The 16,563-nt window shown below is 66.8% G+C and carries 20 protein-coding genes; 8 read left to right on the forward strand and 12 right to left on the reverse strand.

Annotated features, from left to right (window positions below):
- Positions 1-116: 116 nt before the first annotated feature.
- Positions 117-479, forward strand: coding sequence for a nuclear transport factor 2 family protein (locus OG474_RS23230; protein ID WP_405064472.1), 363 nt, complete (start codon positions 117-119; stop codon positions 477-479).
- On the opposite strand, the gene OG474_RS23235 is transcribed toward OG474_RS23230, so the two are convergent.
- Entirely contained in the window at positions 480-1,436 is a 957-nt protein-coding gene (locus OG474_RS23235) for an AraC family transcriptional regulator (protein WP_405064473.1), read from the reverse strand. It abuts the gene before it with no gap.
- Positions 1,437-1,561: 125 nt separating this feature from the next.
- Between OG474_RS23235 and OG474_RS23240 the strand changes: the two genes are divergently transcribed.
- Positions 1,562-2,029: a cupin domain-containing protein gene (locus tag OG474_RS23240; RefSeq protein ID WP_405064474.1), complete on the forward strand. Its 468-nt coding sequence runs from the start codon at positions 1,562-1,564 to the stop codon at positions 2,027-2,029.
- Here the strand turns inward: OG474_RS23240 and OG474_RS23245 are convergent.
- Positions 2,026-2,358, reverse strand: coding sequence for an EthD domain-containing protein (locus OG474_RS23245; RefSeq protein ID WP_405064475.1), 333 nt, complete (start codon positions 2,356-2,358; stop codon positions 2,026-2,028). The genes OG474_RS23240 and OG474_RS23245 overlap by 4 nt on opposite strands.
- Before the next feature lie 53 nt (positions 2,359-2,411).
- Between OG474_RS23245 and OG474_RS23250 the strand changes: the two genes are divergently transcribed.
- A complete protein-coding gene (locus OG474_RS23250; RefSeq protein ID WP_405064476.1) occupies positions 2,412-2,987 on the forward strand; it encodes a TetR/AcrR family transcriptional regulator in 576 nt (191 codons plus the stop codon).
- Positions 2,988-3,158: 171 nt separating this feature from the next.
- Here the strand turns inward: OG474_RS23250 and OG474_RS23255 are convergent, their stop codons facing one another.
- The 3 genes from OG474_RS23255 to OG474_RS23265 are packed head-to-tail and all read right to left on the reverse strand — an operon-like array spanning position 3,159 to position 6,081.
- A complete protein-coding gene (locus OG474_RS23255) occupies positions 3,159-4,091 on the reverse strand; it encodes a fumarylacetoacetate hydrolase family protein (RefSeq protein ID WP_405064477.1) in 933 nt (310 codons plus the stop codon).
- Positions 4,088-4,876 (reverse strand): cyclase family protein, encoded by a 789-nt coding sequence (locus OG474_RS23260; protein WP_405064478.1) that lies wholly within the window; start codon positions 4,874-4,876, stop codon positions 4,088-4,090. Before OG474_RS23260 ends, OG474_RS23255 begins: the two co-directional genes overlap by 4 nt.
- Positions 4,873-6,081: an MFS transporter gene (locus OG474_RS23265; RefSeq protein ID WP_405064479.1), complete on the reverse strand. Its 1,209-nt coding sequence runs from the start codon at positions 6,079-6,081 to the stop codon at positions 4,873-4,875. The genes OG474_RS23260 and OG474_RS23265 overlap by 4 nt, the downstream gene beginning before the upstream one ends.
- 114 nt (positions 6,082-6,195) lie before the next feature.
- On the opposite strand from OG474_RS23265, the gene OG474_RS23270 reads away from it, so the two are divergent.
- A complete protein-coding gene (locus tag OG474_RS23270; RefSeq protein WP_405064480.1) occupies positions 6,196-6,804 on the forward strand; it encodes a TetR/AcrR family transcriptional regulator in 609 nt (202 codons plus the stop codon).
- Between the two features lie 5 nt (positions 6,805-6,809).
- Here OG474_RS23270 and OG474_RS23275 read toward each other — a convergent pair whose 3' ends face one another.
- Genes OG474_RS23275 through OG474_RS23285 form a run of 3 tightly spaced genes read right to left on the reverse strand, consistent with a single transcriptional unit; the run spans position 6,810 to position 10,258 of the window.
- Positions 6,810-7,568: an antibiotic biosynthesis monooxygenase gene (locus OG474_RS23275; RefSeq protein WP_405064481.1), complete on the reverse strand. Its 759-nt coding sequence runs from the start codon at positions 7,566-7,568 to the stop codon at positions 6,810-6,812.
- Between the two features lie 2 nt (positions 7,569-7,570).
- Positions 7,571-8,818, reverse strand: a complete 1,248-nt coding sequence (locus OG474_RS23280; protein ID WP_405064482.1) for an amidohydrolase family protein — start codon at positions 8,816-8,818, stop codon at positions 7,571-7,573.
- Positions 8,819-8,830: 12 nt separating this feature from the next.
- A complete protein-coding gene (locus OG474_RS23285; RefSeq protein WP_405064483.1) occupies positions 8,831-10,258 on the reverse strand; it encodes an FAD-dependent monooxygenase in 1,428 nt (475 codons plus the stop codon).
- A gap of 109 nt (positions 10,259-10,367) precedes the next feature.
- On the opposite strand from OG474_RS23285, the gene OG474_RS23290 reads away from it, so the two are divergent.
- Positions 10,368-10,967: a TetR/AcrR family transcriptional regulator gene (locus OG474_RS23290; protein WP_405064484.1), complete on the forward strand. Its 600-nt coding sequence runs from the start codon at positions 10,368-10,370 to the stop codon at positions 10,965-10,967.
- Between the two features lie 27 nt (positions 10,968-10,994).
- Here the strand turns inward: OG474_RS23290 and OG474_RS23295 are convergent, their stop codons facing one another.
- The gene (locus OG474_RS23295; protein ID WP_405064485.1) at positions 10,995-11,693 is read right to left on the reverse strand and encodes a hypothetical protein; all 699 of its coding nucleotides are present in this window, start codon (positions 11,691-11,693) and stop codon (positions 10,995-10,997) included.
- Positions 11,694-11,741: 48 nt separating this feature from the next.
- The gene (locus OG474_RS23300) at positions 11,742-11,936 is read right to left on the reverse strand and encodes an ANTAR domain-containing protein (RefSeq protein ID WP_405064486.1); all 195 of its coding nucleotides are present in this window, start codon (positions 11,934-11,936) and stop codon (positions 11,742-11,744) included.
- Positions 11,937-12,015: 79 nt separating this feature from the next.
- Here OG474_RS23300 and OG474_RS23305 point away from each other — a divergent pair, with 79 nt between their 5' ends.
- Positions 12,016-12,753, forward strand: a complete 738-nt coding sequence (locus OG474_RS23305) for a GAF and ANTAR domain-containing protein (protein WP_405064487.1) — start codon at positions 12,016-12,018, stop codon at positions 12,751-12,753.
- Positions 12,754-12,942: 189 nt separating this feature from the next.
- Here the strand turns inward: OG474_RS23305 and OG474_RS23310 are convergent, their stop codons facing one another.
- Positions 12,943-14,016, reverse strand: a complete 1,074-nt coding sequence (locus OG474_RS23310; RefSeq protein WP_405064488.1) for a fatty acid desaturase family protein — start codon at positions 14,014-14,016, stop codon at positions 12,943-12,945.
- 353 nt (positions 14,017-14,369) lie between these two features.
- On the opposite strand from OG474_RS23310, the gene OG474_RS23315 reads away from it, so the two are divergent.
- Complete coding sequence (locus tag OG474_RS23315; RefSeq protein WP_405064489.1) at positions 14,370-15,098, forward strand: GAF and ANTAR domain-containing protein; 729 nt, start codon at positions 14,370-14,372, stop codon at positions 15,096-15,098.
- Between the two features lie 48 nt (positions 15,099-15,146).
- The gene (locus OG474_RS23320; protein WP_405064490.1) at positions 15,147-15,878 is read left to right on the forward strand and encodes a GAF and ANTAR domain-containing protein; all 732 of its coding nucleotides are present in this window, start codon (positions 15,147-15,149) and stop codon (positions 15,876-15,878) included.
- Positions 15,879-15,925: 47 nt separating this feature from the next.
- On the opposite strand, the gene OG474_RS23325 is transcribed toward OG474_RS23320, so the two are convergent.
- Positions 15,926-16,555, reverse strand: coding sequence for a ferritin-like domain-containing protein (locus tag OG474_RS23325; protein ID WP_405059598.1), 630 nt, complete (start codon positions 16,553-16,555; stop codon positions 15,926-15,928).
- Between the last annotated feature and the right edge of the window lie 8 nt (positions 16,556-16,563).

Consider the following 16,563-nt stretch of genomic DNA (forward strand, 5'->3'; position numbering starts at 1 on the left):
TCCACGAGCGTACGCCGGGATCCGCGTCGTCAGCAGTGGTCTGACCGTTCCTAGGAGCACTGCACCCTGGAAGACCCGCCCTGTCTCTCGGGCCGCAGCATCGGCATGCTTGAGGTGTGATCTCTGAACAGCAGGTGACGAAATGGGTCGAGAGCTATGTCGCGGCCTGGCGAAGTGGTGCGGACAAAGACATCGCGGCACTGTTCACAGCGAATGCCGAGTATCACGAGTTGCCGTACGCAACCGACTGGATCGGTCGGCCCGCGATCGTTGAGGGCTGGATGGCGCGCGAGGACTGGCAGCAGGGCGGCTGGGAGTTCGAGTGGGCGCTCCTCGCGATCAACGGCGACACCGCGGCGATCGAAGGCACCGGGACCTACACCGAGCTCGGAACCTTCGCCAATCTCTGGACCGTCACCCTCGACGGTCGCGGCAAGTGCAGCATGTTCCGCATGTGGAACAACCAGGTAGAGAGCTGATCAGCCGGCTTGCGCCGTGTTCTCGCGGCGCCAGGCCGACGGGCTCACGCCGTACGTGCGTTTGAAGGCGACGCTGAAGGCGAAGGTGTCGTGATACCCGACCTCGTGCGCGATGGTGGCGATGGTCGAGTCGGTGTCGCGCAGGAGGTCCGCGCCCAGTGTCATCCGCCAGCCGGTGAGGTAGGTGAGCGGGGGTTCGCCGACCAGTTTGCTGAAGCGGGCGGCGAAGGCGGCACGGGAGAGGCCGACCTTGTCGGCGAGGTTCGAGACCGTCCACCGGTACGCCGGATCTTCGTGGAGCAGGCGGAGCGCCTCGCCGATGGACGTGTCGGCCAGCGCTCGGTACCAGGCGGGTGGTGTCGCATCCGGCTTGGCCCACCAGGCCCGCAGTGAAACCACCAGGACCAGATCGAGCAGCCGGGCGAGGATGGCATCCTGCCCGGGCTCGTCGGAGCCGGTCTCGGTGGTGAGGAGGTCCAGCACCGCTCGGGTCCGCGGGCCGGACGGGACGATCGCCACCGGCGGGAGCATCTCGAGGAGGCGGTCGCTGAGGCCGTCGCGGAGCTGGTAAGCACTCCACAGCATCGTCGTTGCGCCCGGCAGACCGCCGTCGCCGCAGGTGCGGGCGGGGAGATTGGGCCCGACTGTCGCTTCCTCGCCGGTCTCCAGGGAGTACGGCTTGCCCTGCTGGAACACGACTTCGGGTTGTGTCGAAGGGCTGTCGCCGATCGTGTAGCGGCTGGTCCCGCTGATCAGGGCGATGTCTCCTGCCTCGAGCCGGTAGGGCGATCCGTCGGCCTCGTCGATCCGGATCGAGACCTGGCCGCCGAGGGCAGCCACCACCGTGAGGGTCGGGGCGTCGGCAAAGGCCATCGCCCATGGTGGCTGCCGGATCAACTGCCGGATCGTGGCCGTGCCGGCTCCGGCGCGTTCCAGCACATCACTCAGAACGTCCATGCCTTCCACGGTAGACGATCACAAAGGCATCCTCGACGATGTCCCATGGATGATCTCGGTCAGCCGCAGTTACCTAGAGGTATGAGGATCTTCCTGATCCTCGGAACTCATCAAGGAGCTACGGCATGACTGAATCAGCAGCACCACAGGACGGCTATCGCGTGGTCGACACCAGCGAGACCGCGGCGGGCCTGTCGACGATCGGCAAGGAGCGTTTCGTGCCGGTCGATCGGGTCCCGGACGGCCGTGGCCTCGCTCGCCTCTGGGAGGCCGACGGTGTGCTGTTCGGTCCCGCCCCGGACAGCTCGGTGGAGTCGCCGCTGTTCCCGGCGGCCGCCGGGGTGCGGTTCTGGACCGTCACCGTTCCCCCCGAGGCCCCCGGCACGCAGCCACCCGCGGAGTTCCACAGCACAAACACTCTTGACGTCGGCATCGTGCTGTCCGGACGGATCGTCCTCGAGATGGAGGACGGGACCTCGACCGAGCTGTCGGCCGGCCAGGCGTTCGCCCAGCAAGGTACGCCGCACAACTGGCGCAACCTGCACACCGAGGACGCCGTCATCGCCGTCGTCATGATGGGCTGGGATCGCTAGACCAGCTGGTTGATCTCCTCGACCACCGCGGAGTGGATACCGACCGAGGTCTCGCGCATGTACGCCGCCCGCAGGTCGTGGGCCTTCTGATAGCTCTCGGACTGCAGGGCCTCGTGCATCTGCTCGACCGAGTCGAAGCTGATCTGCACGATCGCGTCGATCGGATCCTCGGCGTCATCGGTCGCGAGGTCGGACAGGAAGTACTGGATGTAGGCCCTGGTCTGGGGGAGTGCCTGGTACGTCGGACCGTAGTCGTCCTTCATGAAACGCCGGAACTCGGCGGTCCCGATCTCAGGCTTCTTCCGGATCACGGTCAGCAAGGTGTGCACGCTCTTCGTCCTCTCCTGAACGGGTGTTCAGGAGAGCAGATTATCATGAACAGGTGTTCAATAGGGTGGTGCCCAAACAGGAGTCCCGTGATCTGCGCGCCGTCCTGCTCCAGAAAGCGATCGAGTTGCTCGCCGAGCCGCAGGCAGTCGCCGTACCATCGCTGCGCTCGATCGCCAGGGCCTGCGACGTCGCGCCGTCGGCCGTGTACTGGCACTTCCCCTCGGAGGCGGACCTGCGTTCGGCGGTGCTCGACGCGGAGTACGCCGACATGGTCGAGTCGATCGAACGTGCACTCGATGATCGCCCGTCGGACTCGGATGCACTGGAGGTGGCCGGTCAGGCCTACGTGGACTGGGGTTTGAGCCACCCAGGCGCCTACCAGCTGCTCTTCGAGAGCGCCGACCCCCTCCCCGAGACCCGCGCCGAGCACGGTCCACGGCTGCAGAATCGCATCGTCGAACTGGCCGGGGCCGTCGACGCCGACGACCCCTTCTCGGCAGCTCTCCTGTTGTGGACCGTCTGGCACGGACTCGTTTCCCTGCGGTTGCACAAGACCGAGTGGAACTGGGGGATGACCCCGGCACAGGCGAACACCCGCCTGATCAACTCCCTGAAGACGGTCCAGTAGCTGGAGTGAAAGTCGAGCCGTAGTCCTGGGCGCAGTCAAACCCCTAACGTCCGAAGATCCGGAGACGGGGCTCTCCGGTCCCTCGGACGTTAGCGCAGCACCACCCGTAACGTCCGAAGATTTCGGAGACGGGGCTCTCCGGTCCTTCGGACGTTAGTGCGGGGTCCTGACTCAGGTGCGGCGGCGGGCCTTGGGGACGGGGTGGATCGGGTCGCCGGGGGCGACGGTGTTCTCGAGGGTGCCGAGGCCTTGGACCTCGATGGTGACGGTGTCGCCGATGGTGAGCGGCGGAGGGACCCGCTCGCCGCCGTTGCGGCCCCACAACTCAACCAGGCAACCGCTTCCGCAGGTGCCGGAGCCGAGGATGTCACCTGGTCGTACGACGGTTCCGCGGCTGGCGTAGGCGATCATCTCGGGGAAGGACCAGGCGGCGTTGGCGAGTGAGTCCTTGCCCATCGGGGTGCCGTTGATCGAGACCGACAGGGCGAGATCGAAGCGATCGCCTTGCCGGTAAGGCTCGAGCTCGTCCGGCGTGACCAGGTAGGGGCCGAGGGTGGAGGCGGTGTCCTTGCCCTTGGCCGGCCCGAGACCGATGCGCATCTCGTGGATCTGGATGTCGCGAGCCGACCAGTCGTTGAAGATGCTGTAGCCGGCGATGTGCTTCCCGGCCTCTTCGACCGGGAGGTTGCGGCCTTCGGTGCCGATGATCGCAGCGACCTCCAGCTCGAAGTCGAACAGGTTGCAGCCGGGCGGCAGCGGGACCGGCTGACGCGGGCCGATCAGGCTGTAGGGGTTGGTGAAGTAGAAGGTCGGGATGTCGTACCACTCGGGTACGACGGCCGGCTCGCGGATCCCTTGGAACGAACCCTCGACGTGCTGCTCGAAGATCATGAAGTCGCGGATCGACGATGCCTTGATCGGCGGCAGCAGCGTCTGCTCATCCAGTACGACGGGCGCTGCACACCGAGTCAGCACTTCCTGCTCACTCGGCTTGGCAGCCAGTACGTCGTACAGGTCGGTGCCGGCGGGCAGCGGATGCAGCCGGTCGTCGTGGACGAGGGCTTGGCGGTACTGCCCGTCCAGTTGCAGCGCTGCGAATTTCACGAGTTCTCCTCGGGGTCGTCGATGATGGCCACTGCTCGGGTCCAGCCCGCGGACGCGGCGTGGATCTTGTGGGGGAAGCAGGAGATCTTGAAGCCGGTGGCGGGCAGGGCTTCGAGGTTGTGCAGTTTCTCGATGTGGCAGTAGCCGATCTCGCGACCGGCCTTGTGACCTTCCCAGATCAGCGAGCCGTCGCCGGTCTCGGCGTACTTGCGGGCCGTGTGCACGAACGGCGCGTCCCAGCTCCACGCGTCCGTGCCGGTGACCCGAACCCCCTGCTCCAGCAGGTGAATCGTGGCGTCCCGGCCCATCCCGCAACCGCGCGCCAGATAGTCGTCCGCGCCGTACCGGACGCCCGCGGCGGTATTGACCACCACGATCTCGAGTGGGCTGAGGGTGTGCCCGATCCGCTTGAGCTCCAGGTCGATGTCGTCCGGTGTGACCACGTAGCCGTCGGGCAGTTCGCGGAAATCAAGCTTCACGCCGGGCTGGAAGAACCACTCGAGCGGGACCTCGTCGATGGTGATCGCGCGCTGACCGTTGTCCATCGTCGACGCGTAGTGGTACGGCGCGTCCACGTGGGTGCCGGTGTGGGTGGTCAGGTGGATCCGCTCGATCGCCCAGCCCTCACCGTCGGGCAGGACATCGAGGCCGGCGCCAGGAAAGTGCGTCAGCATCTCGGCCGCGCTGTCCTGGTGGTTGATGTATTCGATCTCCGGCCTGTTACCAGGCGGGTCGGAGGCGATCCCGGACATCAGCGGTACGGAGATGTCGATGAACGTGGTCATGAGGCTGCCTCGGTCTCGAGCGCCGGGTGGGTGGCGATTCGTGCGGAGCCGCCCAGGTTGGGGAGTGCCGTCATCACGAGCGCGCCGATCAGGAAGATGCCTGCGCACAAGAGGAGTCCGGTGCCGAGCCCGGCTCCGGTGGCCAGCGCGCCCAGCAGGAACGGGGCGAAGGCGGAGACGCCGCGGCCGACGTTGAAGCAGAAGCCGGCGCCGGTGGCGCGGACCCGGGTCGGGTAGAGCTCACCGAGGTAGGCGCCGAAGATGCCACTGAAGGCGGCGAAGAACGCGAACAGCGGGCCGAGCCACAACAACGCCGTACGGTCTGCTGCGACGACGTACAGGGGCAAGGTCACGCCGACTCCCAGCAACGACAGGACCAGCGCGTACTTGCGGCCGATCCGGTCGGCGATCAACCCGAACACGTTGTAGCCAACGAACATGCCGAGGTTGAGGACTGTCATGAACAGTGCGACGGTCGCGGTCGAGATGCCGCGGTCGGAGTGCAGGTACGTCGGCAACCAGGTCGACGCGCCCCACCAGCCGAACAGGGCCAGCGACGCGACCGCCGTACCGAGCAAGGTCTTGCGGCGGAGGTCGGGCGCGAAGATCTCGGTGACTCGCACGGGTGTGCTCTTCTGCGCGGCCCACTCGGCCGATTCCTTGAAGAAGAAGCCGATGATCAGCATCGGCACGATGACACCCGCTCCAGCCAGGAAGAACAGCAGTCGCCAGTCGGGCAGCAGGGCCCCGGCGACGACCGCTGCGATGGCGCCGCCGGCGGGGAACGAGCTCAGTACGAACGCCGCGGCTCGGCCGCGCTGAGCGGGCGGCCAGGTCTCGACGACGTACGTGGACACCACGCCCCAGACGCCACCGAGACCGAGTCCGGCGACGAAACGGAGGATCAGGAACACCGTGAAGTTCGGCACCAGGGCGAGCGTCGCGGTGAAGACTCCGAAGACCGCCAGCGAGTACATCAGTGCCCGCTTGCGGCCGTAGTTGTCGGCCAGCCAGCCGACGGTCAGGCTGCTCACGCCGATACCGAGCAGCGTGGCGGTCGCGAGCAGACCGCCTTCAGCTTTGGTCAGCCCGAACTCCGTGCGGATGTCCGGGAGCGCGAACGACAGCAGCAGAATCTCCAGGGCGTCGAACATGTAGGCCACGAACGCGCCGCCCAGCACCACCCATTTCCCGGAATCTCTCATCCGGACCAGTCCCTTCGGTGAACCCCGTGTTACGGCCCCAAGGATCCCGACTGTACGTACGTTCAGTATCCTCGGCAAGACCCAAACTGTACGTACGTGCAGTACGGTGGGGAGATGACGGAGACGGCCGAGGGCGGTAAGCGCATGACGATCCTGCGCGCCGCCGAGAAGGTGTTCGCGCAGGACGGGTACCACGGCACGACGATGCGGCGGATCGCGGCCGAGGCCGACGTACCGTTGTCGCTGGTCGTTTATCACTTCACGTCGAAGCTGGGGCTGTTCGTCGCGATCTTCGAGCGCCGCCAGTACGTCAACGAGCAGCGGCTGGCCCAGTTGCACGCGATCCCCGATCTGCAGGCCGACGACGCCGTCGAGCAGATCGTCCGGGCGTTCGTCGATCCGGTGCTTGCCCTGCATCACGATCCGGAAGACGCCTGGTTCGCCAAGTTGGTACTCCGCGAAGCCGGCGACCCGTCGAACCAGGACCGACCGGTGCTCAAGGTGTTGTTCGACCCGATGGCCCGTGAGTTCATCGATGCGCTGCGCGAGGCGCTGCCCGGCAAGCCGGACGGGTTCTACCAGTGGGGCTACCTGTTCTCGGTAGGCGCCCTGACCCAGAGCGCCTCCGAGGACCGCGTTGCCAATCTGACGGACAAGGCCTACCTGGAGCAGAAGCACGACCTGCTTCGCTCCTACATCATCGCGGCGCTACGCCACGGCTGAGGAGCTCAGTCCTGGCGGACCAGCGATGTGACGTGGGGTTCGCCGGCGATCAGCGGACCGGCCTTCTCCAGGAAGGCGGCGAATCCGGGCGCCTCCTCGCGCTTCTCGATCGCTGCCGGATCGGACCACTCTTCGTAGATGACGAATTCGTTGGGGTCGTCGGCGGTCCGATGCACGTGGTACGCCAGGTTGCCCGGTTCCTTGCGGGCGACCGCGCCCAGCGAGATGAGCAGGGACTCCAGCTCGTCGGCCGACCCCGGTACGGCGCTGATCCGGCCGACGGCCGCCGTCGTACCGCTGCGCCCGAACGGGCCGTTCTCGAGCCAGGGGGAGTGGTACTGGATCTGGCTGCGCTCGAGGTTGTGATTGGCGTTGGTGTAGATGCGGAGCTTGATTCCGTCCGGGTCAGGCACGACCAGGACCCAGCCGATGATGCCGATCAGGACCGGTGAGTGCTCGACGCCGAGCGCGTCGAGGTGCTCGACCCAGGCGTCGAGGTCGGCAGGGTCTTCGACGGCGATGGCCAGCGGCCCACAGCCGGCCATTCCGGCCGCGGCCGTCGGGTTGAGGCGAAGCTCGAAGCCGACTCCGAGACCGGGGACCTCGAGTCCGACGGCGAACAGGGGGCCGTCGCTGGGCTTGTGGTCGACGTTGCCGCGGCGACGGGCGCCGAGGACCTTGCCGTACCAGTCGATACTGCGGTCCAGATCGCTGACCGGGATCTGCAGGTGGTGGATCCCGGCGTACGGGGGAATCGTGGTCATGATCAGTCCTCGCTGTCGGAGAAGGTGGCGGTGCGGTCGACGAGTACGCCCTGCTTCCAGATCTTGGTGATGCTGTAGAGGCTGGTGATCTCGGCGTTCGGTGCGCCGGTGGCCAGCAGCAGGTCGGCGCGCAGTCCCGGTGCGATGCGGCCGCGGTCGGCCAGACCGAACGCGTCGGCGGCCGCGGAGGTGGCGGTGATCAGCGCCTCGGCAGGTGACAGTCCCGCCTCGACCATCAGGGTCAGTTCGCCGTGCAGGCTGATGCCGTGGGTGGTCGGGTGTCCGGCGCCGCCGGTGCCATCGGTTCCCGCGACCAGCGGTACGCCGGCCCGGAACACCCGGATCGCGAAGTCGGCCGCGTGCCGGACGTCCATCGCCATCGGCCCCATCCGCTGGGCCGGATCCTCCGGCAGGTTCTTGAGATCCTCCAGCCACTGCGGATCGGCGTACGGGCGCAGCCGCGGGTCGGCGGCGAGCCGGAACTCGACCGGGTGCTTGCTCATCCCGGCGAGCGTCGCCAAGGTCGGTACGACGAACAGTCCGGCATCGGCGACCGCATCGATCAGCGCCTGGTCGGAAGGGCCGTCTGCGGGAGCGTGGGCGAGGCCGTCGACACCGGCATTGACTGCCGTCCAGGTCGCGGAGCGAGTCATCGTGTGCGCGATGGCTTTCAGACCGCGGTCGTGCGCGGCGGCCACCAGCGCCTTGATCGTCTCCGGTGCGAGCAACGGCATCGGGTGGCCGGCCGCCGTACCGTCCTCGATGAAGATCTTGAGGTGGTCGGCGCCGTCCGCGATCCGGTCGGCCACGAACCGCTCGGCATCCTCCGGTCCGGCGACCGTGGGGAACGGGGGCATGAAGCCCAGCTCGACCAACTGGCTCGGGTGGCCGCCGGGTGCGGTGGCGCCGGTGGTGGCGATCCGGAAGTCGGCGAGGTCGGACCGAGCCTGAGCCGCGGCGCGGAGTGCGCGCGAGTGTTCGGGGACGCCGCCCATGTCGAGCTCGGTGGTGACCCCGAAGACCAGCGCCTGATGGAGTTGCGCGGTGCTCATGGTGTGCGTGTGGGCGTCGATCAGGCCCGGCAGCAGCGTGTAGCCGAGGCCGTCGATGACGGTGGCTCCGGCCGGTACGGCGAGATCGGGGCCGACGGCGGCGATCGTGGGACCGTCGATCAGGACGTCTGCTCGCTGCTGAAGGTGGACACCGTCGAAGACGGCGACGTTGCGGATGATGGTGGGTGTGGTGGTCATGGGCGGCATCTCCTAGGCGATCGGAAGGCGAGTGAGAAGGTCGGTCGGTGCGCCGCTGGCGGCCAGATAGCCGTCCGGTCGCACGAGCAGGGCAGTGTCGAGAGCGGGGATGTGCCGGATGGTCACGTCCGCGGGGAATCCCTGAATCTCTTGGGTGTCCGGCGTGGCGAGCGTCCACTGCAGATCACTGCCAGGGACGACGGTGGGCGGGACGCGGTCACCGATGCGCAGCCGGCCGGCGGGACCCTGCGCATAGGTGACGTCGAGTTCGGACAGCTTGGCGGCGATCCAGTCGGTGACGCCCAGCGTTCCGGCCGCCGCGGCCAGTACGTCGTTGCGCAGCCGCGCGCCGCGCAGATCGCGCACGGAGGCGATCTTGGCGAACGTTGCGGTGAAAGCCACCATCTCGGTGGCGATCGGATGCCGTTCGGTGTGGTAGCTGTCCAGCAGATCGTTGCCTGCGGCACCATTCAGTACGGTGTGCAGCTTCCAGGCCAGGTTGCCCGCGTCCTGGATGCCGGTGTTCATACCTTGCGCGCCGGCCGGGCTGTGGGTATGCGCGGCATCCCCCGCCAGGAAGACCGGGCCCTTGCGGAAGCTCTCGGCCACTCGCTCCTGGACGCGGTACGTCGATGCCCGGATCACCTCGGTCACTGTGGCCTGTCCGGAAAGTGGCCCGCGCTCGGTCAGCAGCTTCTGTACGTCGTGCAGCGTCGGCTCGCTCATCCCCGGCGGCGCCGGGCTGACCACGCGGTACTGCCCGTCGGCCAAGGGCGAGAACAGCAGCATGCCGGCGCCGGAGAGAAAGAACGTCGTGTCCTGGGCGATCAGTTCCTCGGCCACGGTGGAGAGTCTGATGTCGGCAATCGTGAACCGCGACTCACGCGCCGTACCGGGGAACTCGACGCCGGCGGCTGCCCGGACGTCACTGCGGACGCCGTCGCAGCCCACGAGATAACGCGCCGAGATCGCGCGCAGTACGCCGTCCGGTCCGGCGACCGTCGCGCTGACACCGGGGAAGTCGTCGGTGAAGTCGATGAACCGGTGGTCGCGGTGGACCGCGCCACCGAGGTCCAGCAGCCGGTCGAGCAGACACTCTTCCGTCGTCTGCTGCGACACCAGCAGCACGTAGGGGAAGGGGGTGTCCAGATCGGTGAATGAAGCCCGGAGCAGGGTCTTCTCGCAGTCGTGCAAAGAGAATCCGGGACTGCGAACACCCACCTTCACCAAGGTGTCGGCGACTCCGATGCGGTCGAGGTACTCCAGGGTTCGCGGCTGGACGGCGGCCGCCTTGCTACCAGGCTGAATGGACGTGGTGCGGTCGATCAGCACATGGTCGACGCCGAGCTGACGCAGGCTCGCTGCCAGCGCCAAGCCGGCCGGGCCGGCGCCGACGATGAGGACGTCCGTCCGGGTCGGAACCGCTGCTGTCGAGGTCATGATTCCTCCTGACTCAAACCGAAACGCTCGTTTTCGTTTACAATCCGAACGTAGCACGCCCGGTGGCTTAACGCCAACGATCGTTTCGCTTTGAGTTAGGATGATTCGTATGCCGCGTCTCAGCACGGAACTGTGGGAACAGCGTCGCCAGCACGTGCTCGTCAGTGCCTGGCAGTGCTTCACCCGTGACGGCTTTCACGCCACGTCGATGGACGACATCATCGCCGCCACCGGCATGTCCTCCAGCGCCGTGTACCGGTACTTCCGCAGCAAGAGCGAACTGGTGGACTCGACCGCAGAGGAGTCACTCCGGCGGATCGGGGACCTGCTCGCGGGTCTGCTCGCCCAGGATCCGGCCCCGTCCCTGGCCGAGGTCGTCGGAGCGCTGGTCGATTATGTTGCCAAGCGCAACAAAGCCGAGGACTACGACCTCTCCAAGATCGCCGTGTACGCCTGGGCCGAGGCGCTCCGCCGGCCCGAGGTGCGGACGCGGACCCATGACTTCTACGCCGGCGTCCGCGTCCATCTCACCCAGCTCGCGCAGCGCTGGCGCGACGACGGCCGACTCGCACCGGACGCCGACCCCGACGCGGTGGGCGCCGTACTGCTGACGATGCTGCCCGGCCTGATCGTCACCCAACACCTCGTCGACGGCGCCTCCGCCGCCCAGCTTGTCGAAGGCCTCTCCGGCCTGGGGTCTGTCCGTTAGTCCTGCCGGCTTTCCGCGACAACGCACTCAGGGGCCGAGGAGGCCGATGGCGAAGGAGACCACCAGGATCGACAGCATGAGGGCCGAGACGGATTCGACTGCCATCAACATCTTGGCGCGGGCGGTCAGTGGCATCGTGTCGGTGGGGCTGAAGGCCGAGGAATTGGTGACCGACACGTACAGGTAGTCGATGAAACCTGGTACCCAGCCGGACTTGGCGGATGATCGCCGGGCCACCTCGCTGATGGTGTCGTGGTCCTCGTCCTGTGGGAACCGGAAGTCGGCGTCAGGAAGTCCGGGCCTGGCCACCCGGAAGCGTGTCACCGGTCCGCCTCGGTCGAGCTCCCAGTACGCCAGGGCGAAAACCAGCACGTTGGTGAGCCATACCTGTCCGGCGGCTGCCAGCAGTTGACCGCCGGCTGTTGCCTCCCCGTTGACCAGGGACCGGATGAGCAGCACGAGCGCGGCCGTGTTCGACAAGGCGATCAGCAGCAGCAAGGCGATCGACAGCTGTCGGAGGAGACGGTTCTCCCTACTCATCCGGCGGGGATTCGCCAGCACCAGCGGGATGAACAGCAGCAACTCCAGTCCGGGTACGACGAACCGCGGACCGATCTGGAGCGTGCTCGGTAGTACGGCGTACAGCACGATCGCCACCAGCACGCCAACGGCAGCCGGCAACCGCGGCTCACCCGGATGCGCCGGCCCTGCCTGTTCGCTACCCATACCCGACACCTTGGCACACCGCGGTCCAAGGCATCGTCGAGCGGTGGCTCACGACGGCCGAGTCGCGGCGTACCGCGCGGCAACGTCGACAAGTTTGATGTTGTTGTCCTGGGAATACCGTTGCAGTACCGCGAAGGCCTGATCCGCGGTCAGGGCGAATCGTTTCATCAGGGTGCCTTGGGCCTGGCCGATCACGCCGCTCGTCTCGGCACCCATCCGGACCCGCACCAGGTCCGAACCCATGTCGCGATGCGCTTCCCCAGACCCCGGTCGCGCAGGCGACGCAATGGCGCCGCTACCTACCGGCCTGAGGACGATCACGATGAATGAGACCAGTCGAGAACAGCGCTTGAGTCGGGTGTTCGTCGCGCTCGCGGACACTCTGGCCGACGACTTCGACGTCATCGACCTCCTGCACACTTTGTGTGAGCGCAGTGTCGAGCTGTTGCAGGCCGATGCGGCCGGCCTGCTCCTGGCCGACCCGCGCAGTCGGCTGCAGGTGATGGCTTCGACCACCGAGAAGGCGAACCTGCTGGAGTTGTTCGTGCTCCAGAACGACGAAGGTCCCTGCCTGGACTGCTACGCCACCGGTCAGCAGATGGTCAACATCGACCTGAACGAGGTGGCCGAGCGGTGGCCGCGGTTCAGGGCCGCGACCGTTGCCCTCGGCTACGATTCGACCCATGCGCTCCCGTTGCGGCTTCGGGGCCAGGTGATCGGCGTACTGAATTTGTTCTGTACCGACCGTTCTACTCTGAGTGATGCTGACGTAGAACTTGGCCAGGCGCTCTGCGACATCGCTACCGTCGGTCTGCTGCAGGAACGCACGGTGCGCCGGAGCGAGCTCTTGGCGGAGCAGCTCCAATCCGCACTGAACAGCCGGATCCTGATCGAGCAGGCCAAGGGCGTTCTGTCCGAGCGCGCCGGTATCGGCGTCGCCGACGCGTTCACTCTGCTCCGTACGCATGCCCGGCGCAACCAGTTGCAGCTTGGTGTCGTGGCTGCTGCAGTCATCGACGGCACCTTGGCGGCCTCCGCGCTGACCACGAGCAACCGCTGAGCGAGTGTGAATGGGTCAGCCCCGGCGCTGTTGGTTGAACGCCGAGACCTGGGATGGATGGCGTCTCGAGACACCATCCGTCCTTGAGTTCGGTCTGTGCCCATTGCGGCAGGTTCTATGTGTCGTGGCGGCGATGTTCCTCATCGGTGAGGTCGTCAGGTGCGGCAGCCGCGGGATCGCGGCGGGCGTTCATGAGGCGCGCTTCGCATCCGCCGGCAGCGCGGACGCCTGGCGTAGCTGGGCGCCGACCTCGTGCATGTGACGAAGGCCTTGGGCGTAGGAGTCGATGATGCCAGTGGACAGGTACGGGATTCCGGCGTGGTGACAGTAGGCGCGGACCGCGGCTTGGGCGTGGCGCAGGTTGGAGCGAGGCATGTTGGGGAAGAGGTGGTGTTCGATCTGGTAGTTCAGGCCACCCATCATCCAGTCGGTGACCGGATGCCCGTTGACGTTGCGCGAGGTACGCACCTGCTTCTCGAGATGACCCCAGTGGGTGTCGGCGCTGGGCATTTCCATGCCCTTGTGGTTGGGCGCGAACACGCTGCCGAGGTGGAGCCCGAAGAGTGCTTGGTGCAGGGCCGCGAAAGCGATCGCCTTCGGAAGCGGGACGACCATCAGGAGCCCGCCGAAGTACAGGGCGAAATGGGTCGCGATCAGGCTGAGTTCGAGCACGGCTTTGCGGCGCGGGCGCCGGGCGAGGAGGTAGGTGATGCCGGAGACCTTGAGCGCGAAGCCTTCGAGCGTCAGCAGGGGGAAGAAGATTCCGGCCTGATGGCGGGTGAGCCAGGCGTGGAGTCCCGTGCGTCCTGCGGCCTGATCAAGGGTCCAGATCAGTACTCCGGCGGCGACGTCGGGGTCCTTGTCGGTGTGGTTGGGATTGGCGTGGTGGCGGTTGTGCTTGTCGTTCCACCATCCGTAGCTCATCCCGAGCAGCAGGTTGGCGTGGAGCCGGCCGATGGAGTCGTGCAGGCGGCGGGAACGGCCGATCTGCTGATGGCCGGCGTCATGGCCGAAGAAGGCCGCTCGGGTGGTGAAGACCGCCGCCGGTACAGCAAGCAGGAGCGTGAGCCACGAGTTGCCGAGCAGGATCAGCCCGGCGACGACCGCGGCCAGGCACAGCAGGTTCACGATGATCGACATCGCGTAGGCGCCGGTACGGCGTTCCAAGAGGCCGGCGGCCTTGATCTCGCGAAGCAGTGGAGCGAAGTCACTGCCTGTGGCCGACTTGCCGGGACGGTTCAGAAGAGCAGCGTTCGATGTCATCGGAATCTCGAATCGTGAGGGCCGGACTCGGCCGGAAGCGCGGCTGGATGGGGTCACCTGCAAGACGGCGCGATGCTGTCCGGGGACCGGGGACATTCAGTTCCGCGGCGGGCGCCCGCTGGGGAGGAAGCCCGCTACTCACAATGACGACCTACCGGTACCCCGGAACCCACCCTGTCAACCCGCGCGCCTGGTCGACGCCCGTACGGCGCACACTCAGCCGTCCGTCGTCAGCGTGGCGAGGTGTCAACCTACGATCCAGCGGGCACCGTGGGGGACGCGACGTCAGGGCCGTGTGATCACGGGCCGCCGCTCACGGCGCGCGAGTACCGGCCGAGGACGGACGTGCGGGAGTGGCATCGCTGCGGGTACGGCAGATCCTCCTCGAGGTGTTGGCCTTCGATCAGCCGGATCCGCCCCGGCCTGACACTGTCTGGGGCCGGTTGTGTGCGTCGGTGACCAGATCGGTGCCGGTCACCGGTGCCGGAGTGGCGCTGATGACACCGGAAGGCCACGGTGGCACTCTCGCCGCGACCGACGGACCGGCCGCGGTGATGGAAAACCTCCAGCAGACTCTCGGTGAAGGCCCCTGCCTGACGGCGTTCCACGACCGGCGCCCGGTCCTGGAAGACGATCTTGCCCGCGCCACGGGGTGTTGGCCCGGCTTCGCGCCGGAGGCAGCCGGATCCGGGATCGCGGCCGTCTTCGCGTTTCCCCTCCAAGTCGGTGCCATCCGGCTCGGCGTGATGGACCTGTACCGCGACACCCCTGGTCCGCTGGACAGCCTGCAACTGGCAGAGGCCCTGGATCATGCGGCTGCCGCGGCAACGATCCTGCTTGATCTGCAGTACGACGCGGCGCCGGGCGGACTGCATCCGCAGCTTGCCGATGCCGCCGACTCCCACCGGGCGATCCACCAGGCCACGGGAATCGTCACCGTTCAGGCCTCGGTCGGCATCGGCGAGGCGCTGCTGCTCCTGCGGGCTCGCGCCTATGCCGACAGACGCCCACTGCTGGAACTTTCCGAAGACGTGGTCGCCCGACGGGTGACCTTCCATCCCGAGGACGACCATCATGAATAAGAATCCCCGACGCAGACGGCATGATCCGGCCCGGAAAGGCGGCACCGAATGAGCAGGGAGCAGCGCCTCGCGCAGGTGTTCGTCGAACTCGCGGACACCCTCGTCGACGACTTCGACGTCATCGACCTTCTCCACACGCTGTGTGAAGCCAGCGTCGAGCTTCTGCAAGCTGAGGCGGCCGGGCTGATCCTGGCCGACCCACGCAGCGTTCTGCATGTGATGGCCTCCACTACCGAAGAAGCCAACCTGCTCGAGTTGTTCGTCCTGCAGAACGACGAAGGCCCGTGCCTGGACTGCTACTCGACCGGCATCCAGATGGTGAACATCGACCTTCAGGAGGTCGAGGAACGCTGGCCACGGTTCCGGGCCGCGACGATCGCCGCCGGGTACCGTTCCACCCACGCGCTTCCGCTGCGGTTGCGAGGTCAGGTCATCGGAGTCCTGAACTTGTTCTGCACCGACCGGGCCACCCTCAGCGACTCCGATGTCGACCTCGGCCAAGCGTTGTGCGACATCGCCACCGTCGGGTTGCTCCAAGAACGCACCGTACGCCGCAGCGAGTTGTTGGCCGAGCAACTCCAATCGGCGTTGAACAGTCGCATCCTGCTCGAGCAGGCCAAGGGAGTCTTGTCCGAACGGGCCGGCATCGGTGTCGATGAAGCTTTCGTGCTGATGCGAGCTTATGCCCGCCGCAATCGCCTGCAGCTCGGTGCCGTTGCCGGTGCCGTCATCGACGGGACCCTCACCGCTTCCGAAGTCGCCGGCGCCGACAGAAGGTAGTCAGGACGGAGCCCGGTCTTCCCCGTGGGAAGACCGGGCCGCTGGGGTCAGTAGGTGATGGCGGCAACTACCTTGGACGGGTCCTGCAGGAAGGGTGCGACGGCCTTCAGGACGTCGTTCTTGGCGATCCCGGTCTCGGTGGAGCCTTGGTAGACTCCGCCTTCGGCTTTCAGGCCGAGCAGGTTGCCGACTACGGCGGCGTGGCGGGCTTCGACGCCGAAGATGCCGGCGGCGGCTTGGAGGATCATCTTGTCCTTTACGAATCCGGCCGCGCCGAGGTAGGCGCCGACGCCTTTGTTCTCGAAGACATGCGCTGTGGTGAGGTAGCTCTTGCGCGAGTCGAACGCGCCGCCGAAGTCGACGGCGGGTGCGCCGACCGGTGTACCGCCGAGTTTTTGGATGGTGGCGGTGATTGTCGCGACGTGTGAGGCCTCGTCGGCGCCGATCTGCATCAGGTACTGCTTGTCTTTGCCGGTGACCAGGTTCGCTTTGTTTCCTTGGCGATAGAACTCGGCTTCGAGGTATTCCAGCGTCAGTGCGTAGTTCAGTACCTCGATGTCGCTGGTGAAGTCTTTGGCCGCGGCCAGGTGGAAGCCGTGGTTGAGGGCGCCGATGGCGGCGCCGGCTTCGACGTGTGAGGAGTTGCCGTGGATCAGGTCACGAATGGTGTCGGTCATCTCTGCTG

Origin of the sequence: Kribbella sp. NBC_01505 (assembly GCF_045040285.1) — a bacterium.
Classification (GTDB): domain Bacteria; phylum Actinomycetota; class Actinomycetes; order Propionibacteriales; family Kribbellaceae; genus Kribbella.